The sequence below is a fragment of the Achromobacter sp. NCFB-sbj8-Ac1-l genome, assembly GCF_052695805.1.
On sequence record NZ_CP199812.1, the window covers coordinates 1224832 to 1235087 of the forward strand.

10 protein-coding genes and 1 pseudogene are annotated in these 10256 nt (G+C 62.9%); 8 read left to right on the forward strand and 3 right to left on the reverse strand.

The window, feature by feature from the left end:
* Window positions 1-42 precede the first annotated feature (42 nt).
* Entirely contained in the window at window positions 43-393 is a 351-nt protein-coding gene (locus ACUDP5_RS05765; RefSeq protein WP_445658349.1) for a single-stranded DNA-binding protein, read from the forward strand.
* A 1116-nt stretch (window positions 394-1509) separates the two neighbouring features.
* Here ACUDP5_RS05765 and ACUDP5_RS05770 read toward each other — a convergent pair.
* The gene (locus ACUDP5_RS05770) at window positions 1510-2040 is read right to left on the reverse strand and encodes a hypothetical protein (RefSeq protein ID WP_445658350.1); all 531 of its coding nucleotides are present in this window, start codon (window positions 2038-2040) and stop codon (window positions 1510-1512) included.
* 39 nt (window positions 2041-2079) lie between these two features.
* Here ACUDP5_RS05770 and ACUDP5_RS05775 point away from each other — a divergent pair, with 39 nt between their 5' ends.
* The 7 genes from ACUDP5_RS05775 to ACUDP5_RS05805 all read left to right on the forward strand — a co-directional run bounded on the left by ACUDP5_RS05775 (window position 2080) and on the right by ACUDP5_RS05805 (window position 8151).
* Complete coding sequence (locus ACUDP5_RS05775) at window positions 2080-2679, forward strand: nitroreductase family protein (RefSeq protein ID WP_175190910.1); 600 nt, start codon at window positions 2080-2082, stop codon at window positions 2677-2679.
* A 186-nt stretch (window positions 2680-2865) separates the two neighbouring features.
* Window positions 2866-3480 carry a hypothetical protein gene (locus ACUDP5_RS05780; RefSeq protein WP_445658351.1) on the forward strand — a complete coding sequence of 205 codons (615 nt, stop codon included), beginning with the start codon at window positions 2866-2868 and terminating at the stop codon, window positions 3478-3480.
* Window positions 3481-3587: 107 nt separating this feature from the next.
* The gene (locus tag ACUDP5_RS05785) at window positions 3588-4076 is read left to right on the forward strand and encodes a hypothetical protein (RefSeq protein ID WP_263910325.1); all 489 of its coding nucleotides are present in this window, start codon (window positions 3588-3590) and stop codon (window positions 4074-4076) included.
* 213 nt (window positions 4077-4289) lie between these two features.
* Window positions 4290-5801, forward strand: coding sequence for a hypothetical protein (locus ACUDP5_RS05790; RefSeq protein ID WP_445658352.1), 1512 nt, complete (start codon window positions 4290-4292; stop codon window positions 5799-5801).
* 10 nt (window positions 5802-5811) lie between these two features.
* A complete protein-coding gene (locus ACUDP5_RS05795; protein WP_263910328.1) occupies window positions 5812-5994 on the forward strand; it encodes a hypothetical protein in 183 nt (60 codons plus the stop codon).
* Entirely contained in the window at window positions 5995-6588 is a 594-nt protein-coding gene (locus ACUDP5_RS05800) for a hypothetical protein (protein ID WP_445658353.1), read from the forward strand.
* 9 nt (window positions 6589-6597) lie between these two features.
* Window positions 6598-8151: an AAA family ATPase gene (locus tag ACUDP5_RS05805; RefSeq protein ID WP_263910331.1), complete on the forward strand. Its 1554-nt coding sequence runs from the start codon at window positions 6598-6600 to the stop codon at window positions 8149-8151.
* A gap of 34 nt (window positions 8152-8185) precedes the next feature.
* On the opposite strand, the gene ACUDP5_RS05810 is transcribed toward ACUDP5_RS05805, so the two are convergent.
* Together ACUDP5_RS05810 and ACUDP5_RS05815 are read right to left on the reverse strand one after the other, a co-directional pair.
* On the reverse strand, window positions 8186-9118 hold the full coding sequence (locus tag ACUDP5_RS05810; protein ID WP_445658354.1) for a hypothetical protein: 933 nt from the start codon (window positions 9116-9118) through the stop codon (window positions 8186-8188).
* A 134-nt stretch (window positions 9119-9252) separates the two neighbouring features.
* Window positions 9253-10022: pseudogene (locus ACUDP5_RS05815) on the reverse strand (substrate-binding domain-containing protein).
* Between the last annotated feature and the right edge of the window lie 234 nt (window positions 10023-10256).

Consider the following 10256-nt stretch of genomic DNA (forward strand, 5'->3'; position numbering starts at 1 on the left):
CGCATTGCGGATCGCCACCAGGCGTACAAACCGAGGTGAACCATGATTGATGCATTGATAGCCGGGAAGGTCTACGGCCAGCCCAAGAAGGGTATGGGCAAGAACGGCAGCCCGTATGTGACTGCAAAGGTCCGGGCAGCGGGTGGCGATGGCGAAGTTTTGTTCGTCAACGTCATCACGTTTTCAGATGCGGCGGGCCAGGCATTGATGGCCCTGGGTGACGGGGAGAGCGTGTCGCTGTCCGGCCCCTTGACGGTGAAGGTCTGGACTGACCGGGACGGTGTGGTCCGGCCTGGCCTGGATATGCAGGCCCATGCAGTGCTGACGGCATACCACGTTAGGAAGCGCAGGCAGGCAGCAGGCGACGAACCGCCCAGCGACGACGGGCATTGAGCATCCCGGCGTATTGCCTTACGGCCGAGCCTCCCCCGGCGCGGCCCGTGTCGTTTCCGATGCCCAGCCTATACGGCCTTGCTGGTACAGAGGGCGAGCAAAGACAAGGTACGGCTAGTCCTTTGCTGTGCATCTGATCGTTCCCTGACGGGCCGCCGCGCCCATCCCTGATGCCATGTCGGAGGGCTAGCCAGGGGGAGGGGGGGGGATCAATCCCTGGGCCAAAACGGCACCGGGACGGCCCGTTCCGTCTTTTTTCTATGCCCGCGAAAAATGAAATTGAACGTTCGGGCTACCAGCGGAGAGCTATGGCACCCGGGGGGCCTGAATTTATGGTGTGCATGGCCTCCTAGACCGACCGTTCCCGAAAGTACGCGCATCCACAATTGGCGAGACGACCAGGGTCACCCCCGGGGGGGCGGTCAAAGTCTGGGGCGGCTTGGTCTTGGAAACCACCTGTTCCCTCACGCGCAGAAAATTTCCCCCTTTTGATTTTTGTTAATCAAATGAGGTCTGCCATGGGCCAGTCGTGTTTGCCGCAAAGCCTTGCGCCACAACGATATGCGCGAAAACTGCCCCAGGTATGGTTAACAAAAAAATTGTTAACCTGCGCTCGAATTGTTAACCCGCAATGGAGGGACTTGCCGGAATGTACGGGACCGCTAGTCCTGAACTGGGGCATGTCTGGATTTGGGGCACCGTTTCACATAGCTGGAGGGTGAAGGCAGGCTTGGAAGTATCGCGCCTGGGGCGGCATTGGCCGGGGTGCAAATGCTGCACCCATCGCCTCGAACTGCGCGGAGCCGCCAGCATGCTGACCTCGACCGGCTCAAAAGTGAGCCATCCGCGTCAATTGTCTAGCGTCGTATCTGTGCATATCGGCCAAGCCTTCATTTTTTGGTACCGTTTTAGGTACTTTTTGGTGATAGCGCTAGGAATCATGCTATGAAGTTCGGGTCTCGCCGTCGCACCAAGAATTCTCGTGCAGGTCGCCGTCTTGAAGACGGTAGCCGAGCAGGTCTCAAATAAAGCCCGCTGAAACGTAAGTTTCGGCGGGCTTTTTGCTTTAACGGTCAGGCGCTCGTTCTAATGTTGCGCGGTTGTGGTGAGGCCTTTCTACCGCAGATTGTGCCCAAATGCCACGGCCGCCACGACGAAGGTCGCGGCGCCGACTGCGGCCCATCCGTTCCACCGTTTGGCCGCCAGGGCGTCGCGCCGGCTCATGCCCACCATCACGGTCACCAGCGTCCACAGGCCACTGAACGCCAGCAACGCCAGCGTGTAGACAAAGCCGGACAAGTCGTAGCCGCCGCCGCCAATCGATGGGTAGCCGCTGCTTTTGGGCCACAGCAAATAGATCAGCGTGCCGGCGACGACGGCAAACAAGGCCAGTCCTGTCTGAAAGGTGCGGTCTTTGAGCATCGGTCGGATCCCTGGGGGCGCAAAAGTGCAGTCTGCCACCATTTCACGCCGGCCACCCGGCCTGCGGCGTCGCTTGCGGGCTGCCGGCATGTCCCCCGGCCGATGCACTGGTGCGTCGAAAATGCGTCTTCCGGCCATTCGCTCTAAAACTGGAACAGTTTGTTCCGGGAAAAAGTGCGCTTTGCGGGTGGTCGGCGTCTTCTGCGGCCAGTAGAATTTGTTCACTCGCAACCCCTCTATCTACTAGTCGAAAGGCATATCCTCATGAGCAACGCATATATCGACGCACTGAAGAAGCGCCGCACGCAGTATTCGCTGGGCCGCAACCTGACTGCCTCGAAAGAGGAACTGACGACCTTGATCCAGGACGCGATCAAGCACAGCCCGTCTTCGTTCAACTCGCAAAGCTCGCGCGCGGTGATCCTGTTTGGCGCCGAAAGCGAAAAGCTCTGGAACCTGGCCATTGAAGAAGTGCGCAAGGTGGCGCCGGCCGAAGGCTTCGACAAGACGGAAGCCAAGCTCAAGAGCTTTGCCGCCGGCGTGGGCACCGTGCTGTTCTTCGAAGACCAGGACGTCGTGCGCGGCCTGCAAGAGAAGTTTGCGCTGTACGCCGACAATTTCCCGGTGTGGTCGGAACAAGCGGGCGGAATGGCCCAGCTGTCGGCCTGGACCGCGCTGGCCAACGCCGGCGTCGGCGCCAGCCTGCAGCACTACAACCCGCTGATCGACGCCGCCGTGGCGCGTGAGTGGAATGTGCCGGCCTACTGGAAGCTGCGTGCGCAGATGCCGTTCGGTTCGAACGAGAACGGCTTCGGCGAAAAGGCCTTCATGGACGACGCCGAGCGCTTCCGCGTATTTGGCTGATCCCGCTGCTTGCCGGGCGCTGGCCGCCCGGCTACGACGCTGAAACCCGCGTGGCCCTGCCTGGGCTATGCGGGTTTTTATTTGTCAGGCCTGGAGCCGCGAAATCGTCTGTCCGGGGGGGGCGGTAGCCAGGCGTCAAGAAGGCATAATCCTTCTTTTTTCCCGCGCCAAGAAAGGTTCTTCCGTATGACCGACGCCGTACCCATCAGCCAAGCCGACTACGACCTGCCGCTGGAGGCGCTGGAATCCCATTTATTGGCCCAGCGCCAGCGCGCCGTGGACGTCATCAAGGACGCCACGCGCACCTGGACCTGGGTGCGCCACGGGTCTTTCCTGGCCTCCATCGTGATCGTCGGCATTGAAAAGCTGACGACCGGCAAGGTCGGTGCCCATACGGCGGTGTTCGCCAGCGTGATGCTGCTGATGGCGCTGAGCTTCATCGCAGCGGCCAAGACGCGCCGCATCATCAAGGGCATGGGCAATGGGCAGCCCACGCCCAGGTGGGTGCTCAAGCGCATGATTCGCAAGACCATATTCAAGGGCGCTGAAAGCCTGCGCGGATCGGCACGCTTTTATCCCGAGCGGTTCGTGCTGGAACAGAATGGCAGTCGCTTCGAGTCCAATTATGAAAACGACAAGATCGAACTGATCGCACTGACGCCGGATTATCTGCAGATCATTCCGGTGCAGCGCCAGGACGTGGCGGACGAGGTGTATTTCATTCCGCTGGCCTCGGTGGACAAGCCGGAGGATTTGCTGCCGTTCCTGGGGGGCAAGCCCAATTATGTGGATGCGGCGTGATTTTCATTCGACCAAGCAGCAATTAATCAGGATGGCATGGAGATCGGTATAAGATTCAGCTCTTTACGATTTCAGGGACAAATCCAGCGACGGTTTTGTCGATTGCCATGGCGCGTTTCATCCTGGGGGTAAAGCCCCCGCAACCCGGATTGGCCACTGACCTGCGGGTCGATACGAGTCCTGCTGCCGCTCGTGCTCGGCTGGCCGGTCCCGAACTGCAGGCGCGCTTGCGCCAGAAGCGTTCGACGGCCTACGTCGAAGCCATGACCCAATTGGATGCCGGTGGCCACGTACACAGTCGGGCGGCGACCGAGGCGCTGATGGAAGCCATCCGCAACGAGCTGCCGGATATCCAGATCGACGCGTTGCCGGTCGGAATCCTGGCGAAGTGCTTTCTGGGGGACCCATACGAGGTCCATACCCTGGATTGCTCCGGCAGCATCGTCCAGCATTACAAGCGAGGCCAGGCCGCGCCGAACGGCATGGAGCGCGCGCGCTCGCTGGCGCGCGGTGGCCAATATGCATTCATCGAGGTTTATACCGACAAGCTGATCGCGGTCAGTGCGTTGGGACAGACCGCCATTATCGAAGGCTGATCGTTCCATCCTATGTCAACGAATACGATAAAAACAGCGGACCTGAGCGGGATCTTCAATTCACTGCGCAACCTGAACGACAACATCGCCCAGGTATCGAATCAGGTCGGCTTCATGACGACAGAACTGAACCAGACGCGTTCGGAGCTGTCGCGCCTGGAACAGGCCTTCGCCGATTTCGTCGAATCAGACCTGAAGGCCAAGGAACTGTCGTTGGCCGAGACGCGCCAGGTAAAGGTGCGCCAGGAACTGGACACTACGTTCGAGTACTACGGGATCGTGCGCCGGCAGGCGACCGGCATCCTGCAGGCCTCCGACATCCAGTTGGTGCGCAAGGAAACGCTGCGTAGCGCGACCGAGGAACTGATGATTTCCGCCCCGCGCTACTGGCTGGCGCCTGCATTGGTGGCGTTGTCGGCCTGGTTGGGCGATAACCGGGATCTGGCGCAGCGGGCCTTGGCCGAGGCCATTCGCCGCGACGATGAAAAGACGTCGCTGTTCTTTGCGCTGATCGCCCGTCGCGCGGGCCGCAATGAGGTCAACCGGACTTGGCTGGATCGCTATTTCGGCTTGCAGAATCCCTACAAACTGAATCGCCAGACTGTGGTGATGGTGGATGCTCTGGCCAACGGCGTGTTCGGTGTTGACGTCACCTTGCATTGCGGCAAGCGGATTTCCTCCTGGATCGCAGAGCTGTCCGAGCAGGCGGGTTTTGTCGAGGCGCAGCGTGTGCAATGGGGCAAGGCCCTGCTGTCGAAGGCGCCCACCAAGGATCACGCGGCCCGCTATCCCAACCTGCAGCGCTTTTGCCCGACGTGGCCGATCCTGAACCAGGCGATCAATGGCGTGGCGATGCACGAGTGGGTGCTGGGGCATTTCCAGTCCATGTTCCAGGGAGAAATCAGCCCTGCGGCCAGCGTGCTGGCGGCGGTGGATGACCTGCTGAGCAAGCTGGTGACCAGCTTCGACGACGAGGAACTACCGCTGCGTCGACAGGACGAAATGTGCCGGTTGATCATCGAGGAGGGCGGCGATCGCCGTGCCGCCCAAAAGCGCTACGACCTGCAAGCCACCGTGCTGGACGAGGCCGTGGACTTCACGCAGCTGCTGACCAATGCGGCGATGCATCCCGAGGTGTCGCATGTGACCCGCGCCACGCAGCGTTTCGCGGTAGCGCATTCACGAAATTGGATCCTGGACGCCCATGCCGATGTGACGGCCAAGGCTCGCATGGCCGTGCCGGCGGATGTGACGCTGGACATTGAGGGCTGGCAGGGAGTGAGCCAGAATGGCGACAACGAAGCTGAATTGCTGGAAAACCTGCAGCAAGAAATCGCTGCCCGGGAGGCCCGCCATCTGGCCGGGATGAAGCTGCCCATCATCAACTGGATCTTCCTGGCCTGCGGACTCTTCCTGATCGTCAAGGGGATCTCGTCGGGCTGGCTCATGCCGGCGCTGGGCGCGTTCTTCCTGTTGTTGTTTTTCAATGGGCGACATCAGTTTCAGACGGCGCGCAAGGCCGCCAAGGCCAATTTTTTGACCCTGCGCCTGCAGACCGCCGACGCGCTGAAGGCATGCCTGGCCGAAGTGGTCGAAGTGCGGCGCGAAATCGCGGAACGCGACGGCGTTGCCACGCACGTGACGGCCTGCCTCGAGGGCATCAGCCCCGAGCAGCACATTCTTTCTTCGCATGACTCGGTGCGCCGCGTCATGATTCAACCTTGAGGACGCGTTGATGACCCGTCAGATCCAGGGCTCCTTGCCAGCCGCCGTGTCGCCCCAGAACGAATCCAAGACCGAAACTGCCGTGGCCCCTCAACCCGCGCCTGCTCCGCCGGAACATTGCGACGCGCTGGCCGGCGCGTTGCCGGCCTGGGACTTGTTGCCGGCCTCGCCCTTCATCCGCCGCGTCCGATAGATGAGCGGGGAGATTCCGCGTACCTACGCGCAGTGGAGCGCCTGCCTGGACCGCCTGGCCGAAGGGACCCAGGACGAGGCTTGCCTGGACAGCATGCGCCAAGGCGAGCTTTCCTGGAGCGGTGGCGTGGCAACGCTGTTTTCGCAGCGCCTCGTCGCCGAATTCAATGCCCGCTTGACGCGCTGTTCCGAGCATCTGACTCGTGACTTGCGGGTGGGTGCGGACGAAAACCAGGTCGTGCACGCCATTCTGAACGCGCGTTACGCGCTGCACTTTCTGCATCGGCTGGCGCAGTTGGCGTCCTTTCCGGAAACCTTGCGTACCCACCTGGCGGATGAGGTGAAAAAGTTTGCCCAGCGCGCCCAGGACTCCCTGGAGAACAGTGCCAAGGCAGACCGCAGCGGTCGCTTGGCGGTGCTGCTGCGCAACAACACGCTGCTGCGTTACGACGCGTTGTCCGACCCGGTGTTGTCCGTCGGCAACGGTGCCGCGGGCTTTGGCCGCGGGGTTGCGGCGTCTTCAACCCCGCCGCCGTCCGCGGTGGCCCCTGTGGCCGCGCCCTCGGGCCTGCGGCGCCGAAACATTCTTACCTGAGCGATATCCATGAGCGACACCACTGAATTCAAGGCCACGCTGACTCGTTATCTCAAGGCCCGCATCCCTTTCATTTCGATCCGCAGCGCCGAGCGCAGCCGTGTGCTGGATCTGTTGCGCGAAGTGGTCGCCCCGTTGAATGCGCCGGTCTACGTGCATACCTTGTCCCAAGGGACGCGCGAACTGGTTGGCGGGCGTTCGGTCAACGAAGATCGTTCGGTGACAGGGGCCGTGGATTTCGCCAGCCAGCAGTTCGCGCAGCGCCAGAACCTGTCTTGTGTGCTGACAGAAGTGTCCGATATCGAAGACGACACGGCCTCGGCCCGCCATCTGCTGGACGTGGTGATGCTCGCTGCCGAACATAGCGGCGTGGTGGTGGTGATCACCACCAAACCGGTCTGGGGTCAGTTGCAGCGGGCCGGCATGGCATTGACGCTGTCGGCGCCCAGCGAAGACGAAATGCAGGCGATCATCCGGGAAAACCTGGATGCGTATCGCGGCCATTTTCCGATCGAGTGGGATGCCGACGATGAGCGCCGCGCGGCCGCCATCCTGGCCGGGATTTCGCGTATCGAAGCCGAGAACATCATTGCGACGCTGCTGGCCAATGGCCGTATCACCAAGGCCGACATGGTCGAGTTGATGCACGCAAAGGATCGCATTTTTGCCGACATCAGTGGCATCGAGCGGGTGTCGGTGCGTGGCACCGAGCTTAGCGTGGGCGGCCTGGGCGGCTTGAAAGCCTGGTTGGACAAAGAACGTCCGTTGCTCACCGCAGACCTGCGTGAACGCGGCATACGGCCGCCGCGGGGCGTGCTGCTGGTGGGCGTACCGGGTTGCGGCAAGTCGCTGTCGGCCAAGGCCATCGCAGCCAGCTGGAGCCTGCCGCTGTATCGCCTGGACCTGTCCACCATACACGGGCAATACCTGGGCCAGAGTGAGTCGCGCCTGAAAGACGCGCTGGCCACCGCAGACCACGTGTCTCCGTGCATCCTGTGGATCGACGAGATCGAGAAAGGCCTGGCGGGCGCCACCGGTGGCGCGGGCGACGGCGGTACATCGACCCGTCTGGTGGGCCAATTCCTGTACTGGCTGCAAGAGGCGCGAGCCCGGGTGTTCGTGGTGGCCACGGCCAACGACGTGTCCAAGCTGCCGCCCGAGCTGCTGCGCCGGGGGCGTTTCGATGAGCTTTTCTTCGTGGACCTGCCGACGCCGGTCGAGCGCCGCGAAATCATCGATATCTACGTCAAGCGGGGCCTCAAACAAGAGCAGCCGTCTGAACTGATGGACGAACTGGTCGAGGCCTCGGATGGTTTTGCTGGCTCGGACCTGGAAGCCGCCGTGCGAGAAGTGGTCAAGGAAGCCTACCTGAATGGCGACGCGGCCGTGACGCCGGACTTGTTCCGCCAGAGTTTCCGCAATGTCGTGCCCTTGTCCAAGACCGCGCCTGAGCAGATCGAGAGCATCCGTGCATGGGGTCGCGAGCGGGCAGTGCCCGCATCGGGGCATCCCATCGGCATGGCGGCCACGCAAGGCCGGCCGCGGCGTCAGGTGCTGGGCTGACCTTCCTGGCCACCCGTGCTGTTGCGCGGGTGGCTTATTCGTACGCCGCTTTCTCGGTCGACCACTTGAACGTCCGCTTCCATTTGCCGCCTTGCTGGCGCAGCTGGATGTCGAAGTAGCCGTCGGTCTTGCCGGGCAGCATCACCAGTGAATTGCTGGCGTCGGAAACGTCGTGTTCGCGGGTGCCGTCGGGGTTCCAGTCGCCTGCGATGGACTTGCTGAACGACATGGGCTGGGCGAACACGGTGCGCAGGGTCGTGCCGTCGATGCGGAACAGGTACAGGGCTTCGAAGTCGGCGCCGCCGCCGGAATAGCCTTCGTTCCAGCCGGCGCGCAGGCCGAAGGCCACGGTGTCGGGGGCGATCTTGTAGGGCGCCAGGTCAAAGCGTTTCCAGCTTTGGGGCGGCGCCAGTCGCGGGGTGCCGGCGTCGGCCATATCCAGATCCATGGGCAGGTCGATGTCGGTGTCGCGCCAGTCGGTCTGCGTGGTGACGGGGCCCTCGGTGCGCGCGATCAGTTTGGGCGCGCTGCCCGCGACCGACTCGAACACGCCGAGCCAGACCTCGTTCTTGTCTTCATCGCGAGAAAGATTGTCGCAGCCGCCGCCGCCGAATTTCTTGAGTCGGTCGGCGCGCTCGGCCGTGGCGGCCAGGCAGACCAGGGCGACGAACGAGCCGGAGCGTTGCGGCCAGGCCTTGGCGCCGGCCACCAGCAGCCGCTTTGGATTCTGGCCGGGCGCCAGCTGCTGCAACAGAAAGGCTTCGGTGAACCCCGCCGGCAGTTGCGCGCCCAGGCCGTCTGGCTGGGGCGCGCCGCTCATCTGGGCGTCGTACAGTTTGCGCGCGTCCTGGGTCTTGATGGCGCCGGGCACCTGGTCCAGGGATTGCACCCGGGTGTCCGCCAGCGACGCGGGCGCGTGCAGGGCGTAGATCAGCGGGCAGAGCAGCAAGGCGGAACGCAGGCGCATCGGTGAAGCCAGACGGTTGTTGAGTTGCCTGATTATCGCTGAACGGCGGCTGCAAGCCAGCGGTAAATGTGCTCAGCAAATTGTCAGGAAAGCCGCGCCGACCCGGCTGATTTCCGCTTCGCGTGCACGCATTGTCAGTCCGTCTTCCAGCCCCACTTCTTGAAGATGGCGCGGCCATCGGCCGATGCCAGGAAGTCCACGAAGGCCTGTGCCTGCGGGTTGGCCTTGCCGTGGTGCGTGACGACGGCGCCGGCATCGCGGTAGATGCGGTAGGGCTCTTCCACGGGTACCACGTCGGCCAGCGCGGGGTTCGAGACTTGCCAGATGTTCCAGATCAGCCAGGCATCGATGCCTGGCTCGTCGGTCCATTGGCTGCGAGCCTGGGCGCTGTTGCCGGCTTCGGGCAAGACGAGGTTGGCGCGGAAGGCGCGCACGGTATCGATGTCGCCCAGGCGGCCGGCCACGTCTTCCCACAGACCGGTCTGGCCAGCACCCGAGACGGCCATGACCTTGATGCCGGGCTTGAGCAGGTCTTTGAAGCCCTGGATGCCTTTGGGGTTGCCCGGACGCACGAGGATGGCCGACGGCCGCAGGTACAGCGTGCGCGCTTCACGCAGGTCGAACACACCGGGCAGGGTACTGGCGAAGCCGCTCATCATGTTTTCGGCGCCGCTGAAGAGCACGTCGGCATTCTGCTTGGCCTCGTCCGCCCAGGCGGGGTAGGGCCGGCGGTGACGTTGACCTGGATGCCGTGCTGTTTGCCGAAGGCCTGGGCGGCTTCTTTCATGGCGGGGGCGGGGCCGCCAGGACCGTAGACATTCAGGTCTTGCGCGGCCCAGACAGGGTGGGCGGCCAGGGATGCCAGCGCCATGACGGCGCTGGCCAGCAGCTTGTTCGACTTCATATCGGGAAGGCTCCGGCGATGCCGGCCTGCGCCCGGACTGCGCGCGGCCGGCGGGTGGGGGAATGGACAGGGCGCCGGTGCGGCGCGGGGTCCTTCACCGGTATGGACGTTGCTGCACGCCCGAATATTCCATGCGTGATGCATGCCTCTTTCGCAGATTGAATCCAAGTGCGACATGATCTCTTGCAAAAGCCTGGGTTCTGCCCCTAAAAAAATCGGACTCAAGCCCGGCCA

Coding starts and splice junctions, on each gene's coding strand:
- ACUDP5_RS05765 (WP_445658349.1), top strand. CDS start 43: ATGATTGATGCATTGATAGCCGGGAAGGTCTACGGCCAGCCCAAGAAG.
- ACUDP5_RS05775 (WP_175190910.1), top strand. CDS start 2,080: ATGAGCAACGCATATATCGACGCACTGAAGAAGCGCCGCACGCAGTAT.
- ACUDP5_RS05780 (WP_445658351.1), top strand. CDS start 2,866: ATGACCGACGCCGTACCCATCAGCCAAGCCGACTACGACCTGCCGCTG.
- ACUDP5_RS05785 (WP_263910325.1), top strand. CDS start 3,588: ATGGCGCGTTTCATCCTGGGGGTAAAGCCCCCGCAACCCGGATTGGCC.
- ACUDP5_RS05795 (WP_263910328.1), top strand. CDS start 5,812: ATGACCCGTCAGATCCAGGGCTCCTTGCCAGCCGCCGTGTCGCCCCAG.
- ACUDP5_RS05800 (WP_445658353.1), top strand. CDS start 5,995: ATGAGCGGGGAGATTCCGCGTACCTACGCGCAGTGGAGCGCCTGCCTG.
- ACUDP5_RS05805 (WP_263910331.1), top strand. CDS start 6,598: ATGAGCGACACCACTGAATTCAAGGCCACGCTGACTCGTTATCTCAAG.
- ACUDP5_RS05810 (WP_445658354.1), bottom strand. CDS start 9,118: ATGCGCCTGCGTTCCGCCTTGCTGCTCTGCCCGCTGATCTACGCCCTG.